The sequence below is a fragment of the Actinomadura sp. K4S16 genome (assembly GCF_008327685.1).
GTDB lineage: Bacteria > Actinomycetota > Actinomycetes > Streptosporangiales > Streptosporangiaceae > Spirillospora.
On the sequence record NZ_BDDE01000011.1, the window covers coordinates 303,878 to 320,594 of the forward strand.

The following is a 16,717-nucleotide window of genomic DNA, read 5'->3' on the forward strand; positions in this document are numbered from 1 at the left end:
GCCGCGATCACCGTGGCGGCGGCCGCGGCGTGCGTCCTGCACCGCGGTGCCGCCGTCGCCGCGCTCGCCGCCCTCGTCACCGTCTGGACGGTCCTGGCGCGCCGCCGCGTCCTGCGGCGCCGCGCCGAGACCGCCGCGCTCGCCGCCTCCCGGCGGGCGTTCGAGAGCACCCTGCTGGAGCACACCGCGCGCGGCGAGCGGGCCCGCATCGCGCGCGAGCTGCACGACGTCGTCGCCCACCACATCTCGATGATCTCCGTGCAGGCCGAGACGGCCCGGCTCGCGGTGCCCGGCATGCCGGACGAGGGCGCCAGGCGGCTGCTGGCCATCGGCGACACCGCCCGCACCGCGCTCACCGAGATGCGGCGGCTGCTCGGCGTGCTGCGCGAGGACGCCGGCGCCGAGCCGACCCGCCGCCCCCCAGCCCGGCCTGCAGGAGCTCCTCGACCTGGTCGACCAGACCCGCGAGTCGGGCGCCGCGGGCGTCCGGCTGATCGTCGGCGGGCGCGTCGCCGCCCTGGACCCGGGGCTGGAGCTGGCGGTCTACCGGATCGTCCAGGAGGCCCTGACCAACGCCCGCAGGCACGCGCCGGGCGCCGCCGTCGACGTGGAGCTCCGGTACGCCCCGGACGCCCTGCGCGTCAGCGTCCGCGACAACGGCCCCGGGCCCGGGCCCGGCGGCGGCCCGGCCGGGCACGGGCTGCTCGGCATGCGCGAGCGGGCCGCCGCCGCGGGCGGCGACCTGCGCACCGGCCCCGGGCCCGGCGGAGGGTTCCTGGTGGAGGCGGTCCTGCCGCTGGAGGAGGAGCCGTGAGCGTGCGCGTCGTGGTGGCCGACGACCAGGAGGTCGTCCGCGCCGGGTTCGGGGCCCTGCTGGGCACCCAGCCGGACCTGGAGGTCGTGGCGACGGCGGCCGACGGCGCCGCCGCGGTGCGGGTGTGCGGCGAGCACCGTCCGGACGTCGTGCTGATGGACGTGCGGATGCCGGTCATGGACGGCATCGAGGCCACCCGCCGCGTCACCGCCGAGCCGGACCCGCCGCGGGTGCTGATGCTGACCACGTTCGACCTGGACGAGCACGTCTACGACGCACTCGTCGCGGGCGCCAGCGGGTTCCTGCTCAAGGACGTCACGGCCGAGCGGCTGTTCGACGCCGTCCGGGTCGTCGCGGCGGGTGAGGCGCTGCTCGCCCCGGCCGTCACCCGCCGCCTCATCGGGGAGTTCGCGCGGCTGCGGCCGCGCCCGCCGTCGCGGGGGCCGGTCCTGGACGCCCTGACCCCGCGCGAGACCGACGTGCTGCGCCTGGTCGCGGCGGGCCTGTCCAACGCCGAGGTCGCCGCCCGGCTGGTCGTCGGGGAGGAGACGGTCAAGACCCACGTCAGCCGGATCCTGCGCAAGCTCGGGCTGCGCGACCGCGTCCAGGCGGTCGTCGCCGCCTACGAGAGCGGCCTGGTGCTGCCCCGCTCGGACAGGTGACCCGGCCGGACCGGGCCGCGGCGCCCGCCCCGGGCATGGCGAAGGCCCGCACCCTCGCCGGTACGGGCCTTCGCTACGAGCCTGTCAGCCGTTCACGCGGACTTCCTGCGTCCCGCTCGCAGGATCTCCAGGCGTTCGGCCAGGACCTCCTCAAGGTCTTCCACGGTCCTGCGCTCCATGAGCATGTCCCAGTGGGTCCGCGGCGGCTTTCCCTTCTTCGCTTGGGGCAGCTCCCCGTCGACCCGCAGGGCCGTGGCGCCGCAGCTGCGGCATTCCCAGGTGATCGGCACCTCGGCCTCGGCTGCGAGCGTCACGGTGAACCGGTGGCCCTTCGTGCAGGTGTAGTCCACCTCTTGGCGAGGGGCCAGATCGGTGTTGCGATCGTTCTCGTAGCTCGTCGCTCCGAGTCGGGTGCCGCGAAGTGCGCGCTCGGCCATCGTCACGTGCCTCCCAGACGGCTTGCGGTCTTGCCCTGACCAACGCTGAACACCCTGCCAAGATTCCCGCGCCCGGGGTGATCCAACCCTGCTGTTTGCGGCCGTACCCAGCCGCCGGCGGGGAACACGCGGCTGGCGCGCTAGTGACGGGATGTCAGGACCGCGTCGATCAGCCCGTAGTCCTTGGCCTCCGCGGCGGTGAAGTAGCGCTCGCGCTCCAGGTCGCGGCGGACGTCCGCGGGGTCGTGCCCGGTGGCCTCGGCGAGGATCGCCTCGGTCTGCCCGCGCATCCGCAGCACCTCCTGCGCCTGGATCGCCAGGTCCGTGGCCTGGCCGCCGGCCGTCTCGAGCGCCGGCTCGTGCAGCAGGATCCGCGCGTCCGGCAGCGCCTGCCTGCGTCCGGGCGAGCCCGCCGCCAGCAGGATCGCCGCGGCCGACCCGGCCTGCCCGACGCAGGTCGTCTCGATCTCGGGCCGCACGTAGCGCATCGTGTCGCAGATCGCCAGCATCGCGGTGATCGAGCCGCCCGGCGAGTTGATGTACAGGGCGATGGGCCGGTCGGGGTCCATCGCCTCCAGCGCCAGCATCTGCGCCGTGACGTCGCCCGCGCTGGTGTCGTCGACCGGCGCGCCGAGGAACACGATGCGCTCCTCGAACAGCTTGCTGTAGGGGTCGGTCTCCTTCCGGCCCTGGCCGGTCCGCTCCTCGAACTGGGGAACGAGGGAGCGCCGTTCCGCTCGTGTCATGTGCCCACCCGGTCGGTGCTGTCGATGACGTGGTCGACGAAACCGTAGTCGCGGGCCTCCTCCGCGGTGAACCACGCGTCGCGGTCCCCGTCGGCCTCGATGCGCTCCAGCGGCTGGCCGGTGTGGAACGCGGTGCGCTCCGCCAGGGTCCGCTTGAGGTACAGCGACTGTTCCGCCTGGATCCTGATGTCGGACGCGGTGCCGCCGATGCCGCCGTGCGGCTGGTGCATCATCACGCGCGCGTGGCGCAGCGCGTACCGCTTGCCCCGCGTCCCCGCGCACAGCAGCGTCTGTCCCATGGAGGCGGCCATGCCCATCGCGACGGTGGATATGTCGTTCGGGACGAACTGCATCATGTCGTAGATCGCCATCCCGGCGTCCACGACGCCGCCGGGGGAGTTGATGTAGAGGGTGATGTCGCGCCGGGCGTCCTGCGCGGCGAGCAGGAGGAGCTGCGCGCCGACCCGGTTGGCGACGCCGTCGTCGATCTCGCTGCCGAGGAACACGATCCGCTGCGCCAGCAGCCGCTCGAACAGCTGGGCGTCCGCCAGTCGCGGCAGTTCGGCCACGCCGGCCCGCGACCTGCCCGCGAACGTCTCCGCCCGCCGCCCGCCGTCCTCTCGCCACGGTTCGCCGTTCACCCGAGCCTCCTTGATCATCTGTACATTTCGTACACTACGTACGGACAGTAATCCAGAAGCCGGAGGACGGCCAGAGGGCGGCGGAGTGTTTCGCTATACGATGAATCACGTGGATGTTCCGGTAACCGAAGCACGCGCCCAGTTCGCGGATCTGGTGAACCGGGTCGCCTACACCGGCGAGCCCGTCCGGCTCACGCGGCGGGGCCGGGTGATGGCCGCCCTGGTCTCCCCGGAGGATCTGGAGCTCCTGGAGACGGTCCGCTCCCAGCGCGCCGACCTGCAGATGGGCGGGACCGTCACGCCCGGGCAGCCGTCCCGTCCCGCGGAGCGGCCCCAGCAGCCGCCGCAGCCGCCGATGCGCATCGCGGCCGAGTACCGCCCGCCCGGCTTCAGGCCCTGACTCCGGTTCCGAGGCCCGTCCGCGGACGGGCGCCGGCATCGTCCCGGGGACGGACGAGGCCCGCCGCCGCGGCCGCGACGACGCAGAGCGCGGCCGGCAGGAGCAGCGTCAGGCCGAGCGGCATGACGCGGGTGAGCGGGCCGATGACGGCCGGACCTGCGAGCATCCCGAGGTAGCCGAGTCCCGCCACGCGGGAGACGTTGGCACCGGAGGCGGCCCGGTCGTGGTGGCCGGCGGCGCTGAACAACTGGGGGACGGCCCCCGACAGCCCCGCGCCTAGCACGGCCCAGCCGATCAGGGCCGGAGCCTCCCGGGGCGACAGCGCCGCCAGCGCCAGGCCGAACGCGGCCAGGCCGGCGCCGTTGCGGAGGACGGCCACCGGGCCGAAGCGCGCGGCGAGCCGGTCGGCCAGCAGCCGCCCGCCGGTCATGGCGGTGGAGAAGGCCCCGAACGCCAGCGCCGCCGTGCCGGGGGAGGCGTCCAGACCGCGCAGGTGCAGCGCGCTCCAGTCGTTGGCCACTCCCTCGCACAGCATGATCATGAAAGCGAGCGCGGCCAGCCCCCGGATGCGCCGGGGCGTCCGGCGGCGCACCGGCGCGGCGGCGTCCGGCGTAGCGCCGGACCGCAGGAGCGCAGGAGCGGCCGCAGCGCCGATGGCCGTACTCAGGAACGCCACGAGGCCAAAGGTCGCCGCCGGGCTCCAGCCCCAGGTGAGCGTCCGGGCGCCGACCAGGGCGGCCAGGACGCCGCCGAGGGAGAAGGTCGCGTGGAAGGCGGCCATGACGGGCCGTCCGTAGCCGCGCTCGACCTGGACGGCGTGGGCGTTCATGGCGACGTCCAGCGCTCCGTGGCAGGCGCCGAGCAGCAGCAGTGCCGCGCCGAGCGTCCAGGGGCCGGTCGCCAGGCCCGGCAGGACCAGCGCGGCGCCGGCCGCCGCGGCGCTGAGCGGCACCACCCCGCGGGCGCCGGCGCGGTCGGTGAGGGGGCCCGCGATCCGCATCCCGGCGACCGCGCCCGCGCCGAGCAGCAGCAGGAGCCGTCCGAGCACCGCGTGGTCGATCCCGGTCCGGTGCTCGATGGGAGGGATGTGGACGATCCACATCCCCAGCAGGAACCCGGTCAGGGCGAAGTAGGCGAAGGTCGCCAGCCGGGCCGCCCGCGGTGGTCCGGCCGTCTCGGGAGCGGTCATACGAGCCTGACGTCCACGCCGGCGTCCCGCAGGCGGGCGACGGCGGCGTCGGGGGCGGACCGGTCGGTGACCACCATGTCGAGGTCGGTGGCCGGGCAGACGAGGCCGAGGCCGCTGCGGCCGAACTTGGCGCCGTCGCACACGGCGACGACGCGGCGGGCCGAGGCGATCGCCGCGCGCTTGACCGGGACCTCGTCGAGGTCGTGCGCCGTCAGCCCGTGCTCGGCCGACAGGCCGCACACGCCGAGGACGGCGGTGTCGACGCGCAGCGAGGAGAGCGAGGCCTCGGTGAGCGGCCCGGTGAACGCCAGCGCCCCGGGCGTGGTCCGCCCGCCCGGGACCAGCAGCCGGATCTGCGGGGCCCCGCTGAGGGCGTTCGCGGAGTGCAGGTCGAGGGGGACGACGGTGAGCCGCCGCCCGGCGATCGCGTGGGCGACGGTGAGGGCGGTGGTGCCGGCGTCCAGGACGACGGCCTCGCCGTCGGTGAGGAGCGCGCCGACCTCGGCGGCGAGGCGCCGCTTGGTCTCGGCCGCCTCGTGCTCGCGGACGGCGAAGGGCATCGCCTCGCCGCGCAGCAGCAGGCTCACCGCCCCGCCCCGCACCCGGCGCAGCACGCCCCGCTCGGCGAGCAGGTCGAGATCGCGCCGGATGGTCATCTCCGAGGCGCCGGTCTCCTCGGCCAGTTCCGTCACGCTCACCCGCTCGGTGGTTCGCAACCGCTCGATGAGCATGTCCACCCGTTTCGAACTTTCCATGTGTTCAATCAAGCAGTTTTGGTGTTAGGTAGTCAACCGAGACCTCGGGAGGCCCCATGACATGGATCGTGTTCGACTACGCGGGTGTGATCAGCGCGTCCCCGCCCGTGGGCGCCGGGGCGCTGCTGCCCCGGACGGTGGGTGCGCCGCCCGCGCGGTTCTGGCCGGTGTACTGGGCGCACCGGCGGGACTACGACCTGGCCGCCGTGACCGCCGCGGAGTTCTGGCGGCGTGTGTGCGGCCGGCTCGACGTGCCGGTGGACGACGACCTGATCCACGTCCTGGTGACCCTGGACGTGCGCACATGGGCGCACGTCAACGAGGACACCGTCGCCCTGCTGAGGGAGCTGGCGGAGCGGGGCACGCCGCTCGCCCTGCTGTCGAACGCTCCCGTCGAGCTCGCCCGCATGGTGGACGGACGGCCCTGGGCGCCGCTGTTCCGGCACCGGCTCTACAGCGCCGACCTGGGCCTCGCCAAGCCCGCGCCGGAGATCTTCCACGAGCTGACCGGGCGGCTCGGCGCGGCCCCGGACGAGGTGGTCTTCGTCGACGACCGCGAGGAGAACGTGCGGGCGGCCCGGATGCTCGGAATCCGGTCGGTGCTGTTCACCGGCGTGCCGGGGCTGCGCGCCGAACTGGCCCGCGTCGCCGGGGCGGACGGGGTCAGGGCAGGGCGGCGGGCGGGGTCTCGTACGGCCACAGGCCGCGGGACGCCATCACGTCGCGGAGGGTGACCAGCTCGTCGGTCATGATGCCGTCGATGCCGAGGTCCAGGAGGCGCTTCATGGCGGCGGCGTCGTTGACCGTCCACGCGTGGACCTGGAGCCCGAGCCGGTGGGCGTGCTCGATGAACGCCTCGGTGACGAAGGGCACCGGGCCGAGGCCGTAGGGCACCTGGGCGCAGGCGACGCCGGTGGCGGCGAGGCGGACGAGCTTGGCGGTGGGCCCGCCGATGGACTTGGCGCGCAGCGCCATCAGGCCCCGCGGGCCGAGCGCCATGCACACCTCGTGGTCGGTGTACTGGGGGAGCCGGGCGCGCATCTGCGCCAGCCGGCGGGTGGAGAACGAGGTGATGCACACCCGGCGCCAGGCGTCGGTGCGGCGCAGCGTCTCGGCGAGCGGGCCGATGACCGGGGCGTCCTTCAGGTCGATGTTGACGCGCGCCTCGGGGAAGGAGCCGAGGACGTCCTCCAGGCGGGGGATGGGCTCGGTGCCGCCGATGCGGGCCTTGGCGACCTCGGCGTAGGGGAGCCGGGCGATGGCGCCGGTGCGGTCGGTGACGCGGTCGAGGGTGCGGTCGTGGAAGGCGACCACGACCCCGTCGGCGGTGGCGTGGGCGTCGGTCTCCAGGTAGCGGTAGCCGAGGTCGGTGGCGCGCTGGAACGCGGCCATCGAGTTCTCCGGGCGCCCGGCCGCGCCGCCGCGGTGGGCGAAGGGGATCGGGCCGGGATGGTCGAGGAATTCGAACGAGCGCCGCACCCGTCCGATTATGGCCGACCTCGCCGCCCGTCTTGACCTTACTGCGTAAAGGGCGGGGGCGGGAACGCCGGTGCTAGCGTCGGCGCGGCGAAAACCGATCAGCAAGGAGAACGCGGACATGGCGGACGTGAACGACTACAGGGCGACGTTCGAGCTGGTGGACGTGGACGGCGACGGCTACATCTCGACGGCCGAGCTGAAGAACCTGATGAGCCGGCTGGGGCAGGACGTCACCGACACCCGCGCCGTGGAGGTGGTCGTGGCCGCCGACGCCAACCGGGACGGGAAGATCTCCCTGGAGGAGTTCACCGCGCTGATGGAGCGCACCTCGTCCCGGTGACGGCGGCGGCCGCGCGGGTCAGCGGGCCCGGCGCCGCAGCTTGAGGGCGTTGTCGGTGCGGGTCATGGTCCGCCCGTCGGGTGCGGTCTGGACGCGTTCGTGCTCGTCGCTGCGCAGGACCTCCCATTCGCCGTCCGGCAGGCCGAGGGAGTCCAGGACCTCGTCGGGCGTGGGCAGGTGCACCCCGGGGTGGGCGCCGGGGTCCCACGGCGGGGGCCCGGCGTGCCCGACGACGAGCAGGATCCCGCCGGGCGCGACGGCTGCGGCGGCGGCCCGCAGGACCTCCTCGCGGGGCATGTCGGCGGGGGAGTGCAGGAACTGCGCCGACACCAGGTCGTAGGACCCTTCGGGGAAGGAGGCGGCGAGGTCGCGGCGCTGCCAGTCGACGCGGTCGGCGACGCCGGCCTCCTCGGCGTGGCGGGCGGCGCGCTCGAGCGCCACCCCGGAGATGTCGGCGGCGGTGACGCGCCAGCCCCGCCGCGCGAGCCAGACGGCGTCGGCGCCTTCGCCGCATCCGAGGTCCAGGGCGGTGCCGGGCTCCAGCCCGGCGGCCTCCTGGACGAGGACGGCGTTGGGCTCGCCGCTCCAGATGTGGTGGTGCTCGGAGTAGCGGGAGTCCCAGTACTCCTGGTGGGTGGTGGTGTCGTCCATGCTCCGATGGTGCGCGGCGACCGCGTCCGGCGGCGAACTGCGTTGCCGTTTCGGCAAAGCGGGCAGGACGAGCGCGACCAGGACGGCCGGAGCCGCGGCGACGGCGTAGCACGCCGGGAGCGGCAGCACGTCCAGGGCCGCGCCGGTGGCGGCCGTGCCGCCGGAAGCGCCGAGGTTCAGCGCGGTGTTGACCCAGGCCACGGCGCGGGTCCGGGCGCCGGGCGGCGCGCCGGCGTCGGCGAGGAGGTAGGCGGTGGTCAGCGTCGGTCCGACGAACAGTCCGGCGGCGGCCGCCGCCGCGGCCAGCACGGCGACGGAGGGGGCGAGCCCCGCCGCGGCGAGGGCGAGGCCGAGCGGGCACGCGAGCACGGCGAGCCGGCTGCGTCCGGGCGCGGCCCGGCTCAGCGCGCCGTAGGCGAGGCCGCCGAGGGTGCTGCCGGCGGCGACCGCGGCCTCCACCCAGGCGACCGCCGCGGGCTGGTGGTGGCGCTCGGTGAAGGCGACGGCCAGCAGGCCGGTCGAGCCGAGGACGACTCCGGTGGCGGCGGCGGTGAGGGCCGGCGCGAGCGGGAACACACGCACGCGGGCCGCGCGGCGGCGCAGTGCCGGGCGCGGGGCCGCCGGGGAGGCGACCATGCCGAAGGTCCCGGCGGCGATGAGGACGGCGCCGAGGGCGACCCCGAGGGACGGCGCGGCGACCGCGGCGAGCAGGCCCGCCAGGAGCGGGCCGGTGACGAAGACCAGCTCTTCGGAGACGGTGTCGAGGCTGTAGGCGCGGCGCAGGAGAGGGCCCTCCGGGAGGAGGCCGTTCCACAGCGTCCGCATGACCACGCCGACCGGGGGTGCGGTGACCCCGGCGGCGGTGGTCAGGACGCCGAGCAGCGGGACGGGCGCGTCGGGCCGCGAGGTGAGGACGGCGAGGGCGGCGAGGAGGAGGGCGTAGGCGGCGGCCATCGGGGGCAGGGCGCGGCGGGGCCCGTGCCGGTCGATGAGGGCCGCGCGCACCGGCGACACGACCGAGACGGTGAGGCCGAGCAGGGCCAGCAGCCCGCCGGCCTGGGCGTACGAGCCCGTGGTCGCGGTGAACGCCAGGGTGAGGGACAGGTAGACGGTCCCGTAGGACAGCCTCCCCAGAAAGGCGAAGGCGAAGGTGCGGGAGGCGTGGGGGGCGCGCAGCACGGCCGCGTATGACGCTGTCATGGAGTCGGTTCCTCAGGAAGGCCCGGGGGCCGGTTTACGGGGACGCCGGAGGCCGCCGCGGCATCAGCGGCGGCGGGGGCGTCCTACGCAAAGATGAGGAACCGCATGCCGTGATCGTAACGCGTGCGCGGCCGGTGGGAGATCCCGCCGGCGCATGTCGGGGCCCCTGGTTCATGCGCCAGGCCGGATACCGGACCCAGAGGGTTCGAGGTCCGGCGGCCCGGCGAGGGCGGGAGCGCTGAGGGGAGGCCGCGAGCGGGGCGTCGTGCGGCGGGACAGCAGGACTCCGGCCAGTGCGGCGGCGAGGCCGGCCAGCCCGGCGGCGGCGAAGCCGCCTCCCGGAGCGGTGAGGTCGATCGCCGTGCCGGCGGCGGGGGCCCCGAGGGCGAAGCCCGCGCTCAGCGCCGAGGACTGCAGGCCCGTGGCCTCGCCGCGCACGCCGGCGGGCGCGAGGCGGCTGACGGCGTCGGCCACCGTGGACAGCGTCGGGGCGGCGAGCAGGCCGGCGCCGGCGCCGGCCGCGCACAACCAGCGCCAGTCGTGGGCGAGCCCGGCGGGCACGGTCGCCAGGCCGAGCAGGCCGAGCAGCAGCCACGCGGGCAGCGGCCGGGGGAGCGCGCCGTACACCAGGCCGCCGGCGACGGACGAGACGCCGTAGACGGCCACGACCACGGCCGCCCAGGAGACCTGGCCGGCGTCTTCGAGGGTGGCGACGATGGCCAGGTCGGTGGCGCTGAGCAGCATGGTGGCGCCGAACGCCGTCACCAGCGTCGCGATCATGCCCGGGGTCAGCCACTCCCGGCGAGGAGGGCGGCCGACCGCGGCGGCGTCCGCTTCGTCCCCGGTCCGCAGGGGCGGGTCGAGCAGGGCGATTCCCACCGCGCCCGCCAGCATCGCGGCGCCGACGCCCCACGCCACCAGGCCGGGGGACGCCTTCGCCGCACAGAAGATCACGATCGGGGGGCTCAGCATGTACGACAGTTCGCCCTGCACCGATTCCAGCGCGAACGCGGCCTGGCGCTGCCCCGCCGTCGTCATGGCGGCGATCGCCTGCCTGGTGACCAGGGGGACCGGCACCATGAGCAGGCCCGCCGCGAAGGCGGCGCCCAGCAGGGCGCCGTACGGTAGGACCGGCACGCTCAGCCAGAAGACGGCCTGCACCGCGGCGGTGGTCAGCAGGACGACCCGCGGCCCCCGCGTGTCGATCACGCGGCCGAGCAGCGGCCCGCCCAGCGCCATCCCCGTGCTGACGGCCGCCGCGACGCCTCCCGCCGCGGCGTAGCTCATGTCCAGGCCCAGCACGACGTACATCGTCAGCGCCATCACGTCGGCCGTGATCGCGGCGCGGGCGAGGAACGCGATGCCCAGCAGTGGTGCCATCCTCGGCACGGCGAGCACCTGTCGGTAACCGGTCACCCGCGCGACGCTAGATGATCTGTCCTGGCCATAGGAAGCAGTTAATCCGCTTGACCCGACATAATGGCTCCTTATGGCGAGAGATCTCGAGATCGCGTTGCTGCGGTCGTTCGTCACCGCAGTCCGGGCGGGCAGCATCAGCCGCGCCGCGACCGCGCTCGGGCAGACCCAGCCGGCGATCAGCCAGCAGCTGCGCAGGCTGGAGAGCACCGTGGGCCGTCCGCTGCTGCACCGGTCCGCCTCGGGCGTCGCGCCGACCCGGGCGGGTGAGGAGCTCCTGCCCTACGCCGAGCGCATCCTCTCGCTGTCCGCGCAGGCGCTCACCGAGACCGTGCGCGCGCTCACCGGCCGCTGCGGCGTCGGGCTTCTCGAGGACCTCGCCGCGTCCCGGCTCTCACAGGCCCTCGCCGACCTCGCCCGGCTGCACCCCGGCGCGACGCTGGAGGTGCTCAGCCTCTCCAACGCCGCGATGCGGGAGGCCTACGACGCGGGCCGCGTCCAACTCGTGCTCGACGTGATGCCGTGCGTTCCCGGGCCGCCGCGCTGGACGGTGCGCCGCCCGCTGGTCTGGGCGGTCGGTCAGGGCGTGGACGTGGCCGCGGACCCGCTGCCGGTGGTGCTGTTCTCCAACCCGTGCTCGTGGCGTACGGCGGTGCTGGAGACGCTGGTGCGTTCCGATCGGCGCTGGCGGGTGGCGTTCGAGAGCAACGGCCTGGCGGGCGTGCTGGCAGCGGTGCGAGCCGGCCTCGGCGTCGCGGCGCTCATGCCCGCGAACCTGGAACCGGCCATGGCCTGCCATGACGCGGACGCCCTGCCCGCCCTGCCGGACGTCGAGTTCGGTCTTGTCCGGCACCCGGCGACCGACGATGATCCCCTGGTCGATGCGGTGGAGACCGCACTCCGACGCATGATCTGACGACCGCCGCGGGCCGGCGCTCCGGCTTTCGGCCGCCTAGGCCCGGCTGCCGGTGGGGGTCAGGCGCTCCATTCGCGTCGGCGGGCCTCGGCGAGGGCGATGGCGGTGGCGACGGCGACGTTGAGGGAGCCGACGCGTCCGACCTGGGGGATGTAGGTGACGGCGTCGGCGGCGGCCAGCAGGGCGGGGGAGCAGCCGTGGTCCTCGCTGCCGATGGCGAGGCAGACGTCCCCGCCGAGGGGGGCCTCGTGCAGGGGCACGGCGTCGGTGGTCAGCTCCACGGCGACGAGGCGCAGGCCCTCCTTGCGGACGGCGGCGGCGGCCTCGGCGGCGGTGCCGGCGTGCTCCCAGGAGACGAGGCGGTCGGTGCCGAGGGCGGTCTTGGCGACGTTGCGGTGGGTCGGGGGCGTGGCGTTGCCGGCGAGCCACAGGTGCTCGACGCCGAACACGGCGGCGCTGCGGATGATCGAGCCCATGTTGAAGGGCTGGGTGACCGATTCGATGAGCAGGCCGAGGCGGGCCTCGGTGCGGCGGCGCCAGTCGCGGTTGAGGCGCTTGACGTCGGTGGCGCGCAGCTGGCGGCGCCCCTGGGCGGGGTCGGGGGTGCTCATCGGGTGTGGCCTTCCGTGCGGGACGCGACGCGCAGGACGCGGTAGGCGGATCGGGAGGCGATCCGTTCGGTGGGGAAGCCCTGGCCGGTCAGCCACTTCTGCAGGGAGTCGGAGCCGAGGTGCTTCTGGACGACGAGGTGGGCGAGGCCGCCGGGGGCGAGGCGGGGGAGCCAGGTGAGGAGGAGGTCGTGCAGGGCGGCCTTGCCGATGCGGATCGGCGGGTTGGACCAGATCGCCGCGAACCGCAGCTCGGGGTCGACCTCGTCCGCCAGACTGAACCTTACATTGTCAAGGCCGGCGGTTTTGGCATTCTCCTCGGCGAGCCCCAAGGCTCGCTGATTCACGTCCACTCCAAAAACTCTCGCCTGGGGCGAGCGCTTGGCCATGGTGATGGCGATGGGGCCGTATCCGCAGCCGAGATCGAGCAGGTCTCCGGTCGCCGGGGGCGCGGGGACGGTCTCCAGCAGCACGCGGGTGCCGGGGTCGACGCGGTCGGGGGAGAACACGCCGCTGTCGGTGGCGAGCCGCAGGTGCAGGTCCGGCAGGACGAGGTCGACGGTGCGGCGGCGGCTGGCGGCGTCGGGCCGGTCGGCGAAGTAGTGTTCCCCCACGTCGGCCGACCGTATCAGCGTTCGGGGGCCGCGCGAGCCGTCAGGGGAGGCGCGAGAACCAGACGAGGGAGACGCCGCCGGCGGCGAAGGCGAACAGCAGCGCGATGCCGACGTAGCGGGCGGCGACGTCGCGGTGCTCGGTCCGGAAGCCGAGGGAGGTGCCGATGTTGGCGTAGACCTCGCGGAGCTGGTCGGCGTCGGCGGCCTCGTAGGCCTTGCCCTCGGTGCTCTCGGCGAGGCTCTTCAGGGTCTCCTTGTTGACCGAGACGCTGGTGGTCTCGCCTTCGATGTCGACGGTGCCGTAGGGGGTGCCGAAGGCGATCGTGGAGACCGGGACGTGCGCGACGCGGCTGGCGTCGATGGCCTCCTGCACCGAGCGGCCGGTGGTGTTGTCCCCGTCGGACAGCAGGACGATGTGGGCGGGCGGCGGGTCCTGGCGGGCCTGGGCGTCCAGGGACCGGACGGCCTGCAGGGACGTGAAGACGGCCTCGCCGATGGCGGTGCGCTTGGCGAGGACGAGCTGGTCGAGGGAGGCGACGGCGGCGTCGCGGTCGGCGGTCGGGGCGGCGATGAGGTTGGCGCTGCCGGCGAAGGCGACGACGCCGACGTTGAAGCGGCGGGGCAGGTCGCCGATGAACCGCTTGGCGGCGGCCTTGGCGGCGTCGAGGCGGCTGGGGGTGACGTCCCGGGCCATCATGGACAGCGACACGTCGACCGCGACCACGATGGTGGCGCGGTCGCGGGGGACCTTGACGGCGGTGGCGGGCCGCGCGAACCCGAGCATCATGAGGGCGATCATGATGAGGAACAGGACGGCGGCGACGTGCCGGCGCCAGCCGGGGCGGCGCGGGGCGACCTGGGACAGCAGGGCGAGGTTGGTGAACCGGACGGCGTACTGCCGGCGGCGCAGTTGCATCAGCAGGTAGGCGGCGGCCAGGGCCGGCAGGAGGCCGAGGAGCCAGAGGCGTTCGGGTGACAGGAAGGTCATGGGCGCACTCCCGCGGTGGTGACGGGCCGGCCTGCGGCGCGGCGCTGGCGGAGGGCGAAGCGGGCGACGTCGGCGATCCAGTCGCGGTCGGTGCGCAGTACGAGGTGGTGGGCGCCGCAGCGGCGCAGTGCGGCGCGGGTGCGGTCGCGCTGGGCGGCGGCCGCGGCCGCGTACCGTTCGCGGACTCGGCGGCTGAGGACGATCTCGTGGACGGTGCCGGTCTCGGGGTCGGTCATCTCGACGAGGCCGACGTCGGGGAGGTCGAGTTCGCGGGGGTCGATGATCTCGATGGCGAGGACCTGGTGGCGGGCGGTGAGGCGGCGCAGGGGGCGTTCCCAGGCGGGTTGGCCGTGGGGGCCGTCGGGGGTGGGGTCGGCGCCGTCGGGGGTGAGGAAGTCGGAGATGACGACGCGCAGGCCGCGGCGGGTCTGGCCGCGGTCGAGGGCGGCGATCGCGGCGGCGAGGTCGCGGGGCGGGGCGGTGGCGGTGGTGCGGCGTCCGGCGGTGTCGTCGACGGACTGGGCGTCGAGGACGGCCTGGAGGAGGGCGTACAGGGCGGCTTTGCCGGTGCGTGCGGGCCAGCGGCGCATGCCGTCGTCGTGGAGGAGGTAGGCGCCGACGCGGTCGCCGAGGCGGACGGTGAGGAAGCCGACGGCGGCGAGGGCGGCGACGGCGAGGTCGCGTTTGATCATGGTGCCGGTGCCGAAGTCCATGCTGGGGGTGAGGTCGACCAGGGCCCAGGCCTCGAGTTCGTGGTCGGCGATGAGGTCGCGGACGTGGGGGGTGGTGGTGCGGGCGGTGACGGCCCAGTCCATGTGGCGGACGTCGTCCTCGCCGGGCTGGTAGAGGCGGGCTTCGGCGAGTTCGGTGCCGGGGCCGGGGAGCAGGCCGAGGTGCTCGCCGTTGAGGAGGCCGTCGAGGCGGCGGGTGACCTGGAGTTCGAGGCGGCGCAGGGTGCGTTCGGGGGCGAGGTGGGCGAGTTTGCCGCGGGGGTGAGCCGAGCGGAGCTCGTCGTTTGATTGGTGGTGGGCGGGGGCTGGAGGACGGGGAGCCGAGCGGAGCTCGTCGTTTGATTGGTGGTGGGCGGGGGCTGGAGGACGGGGAGCCGAGCGGAGCTCGTCGTTTGATTGGTGGTGGGCGGGGGCTGGAGGACGGGCCGTCATGCGGTGGTCACCGCTGCGGCGCCGTGGTTCCAGACGACGCGGGGCGGGGGGACGGCGGCGAGGATCTGGCCGATGACGTCGGCGGTGTCGACGCCGTCGGCGAGGGCGTCGAAGGTGAGGACGATGCGGTGGGCCATGACGTCGCGGGCGACGGCGCGGACGTCGTCGGGCAGGACGTAGTCGCGTCCGGCCAGCAGGGCGAGGGCGCGGGCGGCGGAGGCGAGGCCGAGGGTGGCGCGGGGGCTGGCGCCGATGTCGATGACGCCGCGCAGGTCGGGGAGGCGGTACTGGTCGGGTTCGCGGGTGGCCATGACGAGCCGGACGATGTAGTCGGCGATGAGTTCGTGGACGGAGACCTCTTCGGCGGCGCGCTGGAGGCCGGCGAGGCGGTCGGTGTCGAGGATCTGGGCGGCTTCGGGCGGGTCGACGCTCATGCGCTGGAGGATCTGGAGTTCCTCGTGGGCGGCGGGGTGGTGGACGTCGACCTTCATGAGGAAGCGGTCGCGCTGGGCTTCGGGGAGGGGGTAGACGCCTTCGGACTCGATGGGGTTCTGGGTGGCGAGGACGAGGAAGGGGCGGGGGAGGGGGTAGGTGTTGCCGCCGAGGGAGACCTGGCGTTCGGCCATGACCTCCAGGAGGGCGGACTGGACCTTGGCGGGGGCGCGGTTGATCTCGTCGGCGAGGACGAAGTTGACGAAGACGGGGCCGAGTTCGACGTCGAACTGCTCGGTGGAGGGGTGGTAGATGCGGGTTCCGACGATGTCGGAGGGGACGAGGTCGGGGGTGAACTGGAGGCGGGCGAAGGTGCCGCCGACGACGCGGGCGAGGGTGCCGACGGCGAGGGTCTTGGCGACGCCGGGGACGCCTTCGAGGAGGCAGTGGCCGCGGGCGAGGAGCGCGACGATCATGCGCTCGACCATGTGCTCCTGGCCGACGATGACCTTCTTGACCTCGGCGAGGGTGGTCTGCAGGAGTGCTGCGGCCTCGTCGACGTCGGTGGCGGCGATGGTCATGTGGGTGTCCCTCACTTGTCCGTCGTGTGCCCTGTCATCGTGCGTGGTGGTGGTGCGGCGTGGGCGCCTTACGACCCTACGCGATCACTTGTACCCGTTCGCCGGGGATACGTGCGTGTGGCGGGTGATCGGTTCGGGGGTGCGGCGGGGGTGTTCCCGAGGCCGATCGTAGGGCGTGGTTGTTAGTGTTGCGGCCATGTCGAGGCCGTTGCCGCCGGGTGACCCGGCCCAGTTGGGGCCGTTCCGTCTGTCGGCGCGTCTGTCGGAGTCGGCCGCCGGGATCGTGTTCCTGGGGGTGGACGGTGAGGGGCGGCGCGCGAGTGTGGCGGTGCTGAACCGGGGCGCGGCGGGTGACGCGGCGGCGCGGGACCGGTTCCGGGCGGCGATCAATGCGGCGGTGCCGGGTCCGGGGCGTGCGGCGGGGGCCGGGGGGCCGGGTGAGGCGCCGGTGGTGGCGGCGCAGCCGGACGGGCCGGCGCCGTGGGTGGCGACGCTGTACGAGGCGGATCGTGCGGGGGCGGAGCGGTTTCTGGAGCCGGTGGTGTTCCAGGGGTCGGGTCGTGGGTGGTGGGGCGGGCGGCGGCGTGGTCCGCAGTTCCAGCCGTATTGGCTGGGGTCGGGTGAGCCGGCGTTGGAGCGGCCTCGGCTTGTGGTGGGCGGGGGTCCGGTTCCGGTGGGGGAGCGT

19 protein-coding genes and 1 pseudogene are annotated in these 16,717 nt (G+C 74.6%); 7 read left to right on the plus strand and 13 right to left on the minus strand.

The annotated features are described in order from the left end of the window. Positions 1–249: 249 nt before the first annotated feature. The 3 genes and pseudogenes from K4S16_RS46910 to K4S16_RS45605 form a co-directional block, all read left to right on the plus strand. A pseudogene (locus K4S16_RS46910) lies at positions 250–333 on the plus strand (hypothetical protein); the annotation flags it as partial. A gap of 202 nt (positions 334–535) precedes the next feature. After that, positions 536–814: an ATP-binding protein gene (locus K4S16_RS45600; RefSeq protein WP_375708327.1), complete on the plus strand. Its 279-nt coding sequence runs from the start codon at positions 536–538 to the stop codon at positions 812–814. Further along, positions 811–1,476 (plus strand): response regulator transcription factor, encoded by a 666-nt coding sequence (locus K4S16_RS45605; RefSeq protein WP_149258317.1) that lies wholly within the window; start codon positions 811–813, stop codon positions 1,474–1,476. Before K4S16_RS45600 ends, K4S16_RS45605 begins: the two co-directional genes overlap by 4 nt. A 92-nt stretch (positions 1,477–1,568) precedes the next feature. Here the strand turns inward: K4S16_RS45605 and K4S16_RS08560 are convergent, their stop codons facing one another. From K4S16_RS08560 to K4S16_RS08570, 3 genes are all read right to left on the minus strand, one after another. Further along, positions 1,569–1,913 carry an RNA polymerase-binding protein RbpA gene (locus K4S16_RS08560; RefSeq protein WP_149258318.1) on the minus strand — a complete coding sequence of 115 codons (345 nt, stop codon included), beginning with the start codon at positions 1,911–1,913 and terminating at the stop codon, positions 1,569–1,571. Between the two features lie 140 nt (positions 1,914–2,053). Then, complete coding sequence (locus K4S16_RS08565; protein ID WP_149258319.1) at positions 2,054–2,659, minus strand: ATP-dependent Clp protease proteolytic subunit; 606 nt, start codon at positions 2,657–2,659, stop codon at positions 2,054–2,056. Then, positions 2,656–3,228: a ClpP family protease gene (locus tag K4S16_RS08570; RefSeq protein ID WP_235036721.1), complete on the minus strand. Its 573-nt coding sequence runs from the start codon at positions 3,226–3,228 to the stop codon at positions 2,656–2,658. Before K4S16_RS08570 ends, K4S16_RS08565 begins: the two co-directional genes overlap by 4 nt. A 181-nt stretch (positions 3,229–3,409) precedes the next feature. Between K4S16_RS08570 and K4S16_RS08575 the strand changes: the two genes are divergently transcribed. Next, positions 3,410–3,700 (plus strand): type II toxin-antitoxin system Phd/YefM family antitoxin, encoded by a 291-nt coding sequence (locus K4S16_RS08575; RefSeq protein WP_200841752.1) that lies wholly within the window; start codon positions 3,410–3,412, stop codon positions 3,698–3,700. Here K4S16_RS08575 and K4S16_RS08580 read toward each other — a convergent pair. Together K4S16_RS08580 and K4S16_RS08585 are read right to left on the minus strand one after the other, a co-directional pair. Then, a complete protein-coding gene (locus K4S16_RS08580) occupies positions 3,690–4,889 on the minus strand; it encodes an MFS transporter (protein ID WP_149258322.1) in 1,200 nt (399 codons plus the stop codon). The genes K4S16_RS08575 and K4S16_RS08580 overlap by 11 nt on opposite strands. After that, entirely contained in the window at positions 4,886–5,644 is a 759-nt protein-coding gene (locus K4S16_RS08585) for a DeoR/GlpR family DNA-binding transcription regulator (protein ID WP_149258323.1), read from the minus strand. Before K4S16_RS08585 ends, K4S16_RS08580 begins: the two co-directional genes overlap by 4 nt. A gap of 56 nt (positions 5,645–5,700) precedes the next feature. Between K4S16_RS08585 and K4S16_RS08590 the strand changes: the two genes are divergently transcribed. Beyond that, positions 5,701–6,378: an HAD family phosphatase gene (locus K4S16_RS08590; protein WP_149258324.1), complete on the plus strand. Its 678-nt coding sequence runs from the start codon at positions 5,701–5,703 to the stop codon at positions 6,376–6,378. On the opposite strand, the gene K4S16_RS08595 is transcribed toward K4S16_RS08590, so the two are convergent. Next, positions 6,308–7,123, minus strand: a complete 816-nt coding sequence (locus K4S16_RS08595; RefSeq protein ID WP_200841753.1) for a glycerophosphodiester phosphodiesterase — start codon at positions 7,121–7,123, stop codon at positions 6,308–6,310. The two genes, K4S16_RS08590 and K4S16_RS08595, sit on opposite strands and share 71 nt — an antisense overlap. Positions 7,124–7,241: 118 nt before the next feature. Here K4S16_RS08595 and K4S16_RS08600 point away from each other — a divergent pair, with 118 nt between their 5' ends. Next, complete coding sequence (locus K4S16_RS08600; RefSeq protein ID WP_149258326.1) at positions 7,242–7,463, plus strand: EF-hand domain-containing protein; 222 nt, start codon at positions 7,242–7,244, stop codon at positions 7,461–7,463. Between the two features lie 18 nt (positions 7,464–7,481). On the opposite strand, the gene K4S16_RS45610 is transcribed toward K4S16_RS08600, so the two are convergent. Together K4S16_RS45610 and K4S16_RS08615 are read right to left on the minus strand one after the other, a co-directional pair. After that, positions 7,482–9,314 carry a class I SAM-dependent methyltransferase gene (locus tag K4S16_RS45610; RefSeq protein ID WP_235036662.1) on the minus strand — a complete coding sequence of 611 codons (1,833 nt, stop codon included), beginning with the start codon at positions 9,312–9,314 and terminating at the stop codon, positions 7,482–7,484. 171 nt (positions 9,315–9,485) lie between these two features. Beyond that, complete coding sequence (locus K4S16_RS08615; protein WP_200841754.1) at positions 9,486–10,730, minus strand: MFS transporter; 1,245 nt, start codon at positions 10,728–10,730, stop codon at positions 9,486–9,488. A 73-nt stretch (positions 10,731–10,803) separates the two neighbouring features. Here K4S16_RS08615 and K4S16_RS08620 point away from each other — a divergent pair, with 73 nt between their 5' ends. Next, positions 10,804–11,646, plus strand: a complete 843-nt coding sequence (locus K4S16_RS08620) for a LysR family transcriptional regulator (protein WP_149258327.1) — start codon at positions 10,804–10,806, stop codon at positions 11,644–11,646. A gap of 59 nt (positions 11,647–11,705) precedes the next feature. On the opposite strand, the gene K4S16_RS08625 is transcribed toward K4S16_RS08620, so the two are convergent. From K4S16_RS08625 to K4S16_RS08645, 5 genes are read right to left on the minus strand one after another with little or no spacing between them, the layout of a single operon-like run. Next, positions 11,706–12,257, minus strand: coding sequence for a TrmH family RNA methyltransferase (locus tag K4S16_RS08625; protein WP_149258328.1), 552 nt, complete (start codon positions 12,255–12,257; stop codon positions 11,706–11,708). Then, positions 12,254–12,868 carry a class I SAM-dependent methyltransferase gene (locus tag K4S16_RS08630; RefSeq protein WP_149258329.1) on the minus strand — a complete coding sequence of 205 codons (615 nt, stop codon included), beginning with the start codon at positions 12,866–12,868 and terminating at the stop codon, positions 12,254–12,256. The genes K4S16_RS08625 and K4S16_RS08630 overlap by 4 nt, the downstream gene beginning before the upstream one ends. A gap of 40 nt (positions 12,869–12,908) precedes the next feature. Beyond that, the gene (locus K4S16_RS08635) at positions 12,909–13,856 is read right to left on the minus strand and encodes a VWA domain-containing protein (RefSeq protein WP_149258330.1); all 948 of its coding nucleotides are present in this window, start codon (positions 13,854–13,856) and stop codon (positions 12,909–12,911) included. Next, positions 13,853–15,019 (minus strand): DUF58 domain-containing protein, encoded by a 1,167-nt coding sequence (locus K4S16_RS08640; RefSeq protein ID WP_149258331.1) that lies wholly within the window; start codon positions 15,017–15,019, stop codon positions 13,853–13,855. The genes K4S16_RS08635 and K4S16_RS08640 overlap by 4 nt, the downstream gene beginning before the upstream one ends. Further along, positions 15,016–16,032: a MoxR family ATPase gene (locus K4S16_RS08645; protein WP_149258332.1), complete on the minus strand. Its 1,017-nt coding sequence runs from the start codon at positions 16,030–16,032 to the stop codon at positions 15,016–15,018. Before K4S16_RS08645 ends, K4S16_RS08640 begins: the two co-directional genes overlap by 4 nt. Positions 16,033–16,717: the final 685 nt, after the last annotated feature.

Excerpts from the sequence above, each read along its gene's own strand:
- K4S16_RS08560 (WP_149258318.1), bottom strand. The coding sequence starts at position 1,913 with ATGGCCGAGCGCGCACTTCGCGGCACCCGACTCGGAGCGACGAGCTAC.
- K4S16_RS08565 (WP_149258319.1), bottom strand. The coding sequence starts at position 2,659 with ATGACACGAGCGGAACGGCGCTCCCTCGTTCCCCAGTTCGAGGAGCGG.
- K4S16_RS08580 (WP_149258322.1), bottom strand. The coding sequence starts at position 4,889 with ATGACCGCTCCCGAGACGGCCGGACCACCGCGGGCGGCCCGGCTGGCG.
- K4S16_RS08585 (WP_149258323.1), bottom strand. The coding sequence starts at position 5,644 with ATGGAAAGTTCGAAACGGGTGGACATGCTCATCGAGCGGTTGCGAACC.
- K4S16_RS08590 (WP_149258324.1), top strand. The coding sequence starts at position 5,701 with ATGACATGGATCGTGTTCGACTACGCGGGTGTGATCAGCGCGTCCCCG.
- K4S16_RS08600 (WP_149258326.1), top strand. The coding sequence starts at position 7,242 with ATGGCGGACGTGAACGACTACAGGGCGACGTTCGAGCTGGTGGACGTG.
- K4S16_RS45610 (WP_235036662.1), bottom strand. The coding sequence starts at position 9,314 with ATGACAGCGTCATACGCGGCCGTGCTGCGCGCCCCCCACGCCTCCCGC.
- K4S16_RS08620 (WP_149258327.1), top strand. The coding sequence starts at position 10,804 with ATGGCGAGAGATCTCGAGATCGCGTTGCTGCGGTCGTTCGTCACCGCA.
- K4S16_RS08625 (WP_149258328.1), bottom strand. The coding sequence starts at position 12,257 with ATGAGCACCCCCGACCCCGCCCAGGGGCGCCGCCAGCTGCGCGCCACC.
- K4S16_RS08635 (WP_149258330.1), bottom strand. The coding sequence starts at position 13,856 with ATGACCTTCCTGTCACCCGAACGCCTCTGGCTCCTCGGCCTCCTGCCG.
- K4S16_RS08640 (WP_149258331.1), bottom strand. The coding sequence starts at position 15,019 with ATGACGGCCCGTCCTCCAGCCCCCGCCCACCACCAATCAAACGACGAG.
- K4S16_RS08645 (WP_149258332.1), bottom strand. The coding sequence starts at position 16,032 with ATGACCATCGCCGCCACCGACGTCGACGAGGCCGCAGCACTCCTGCAG.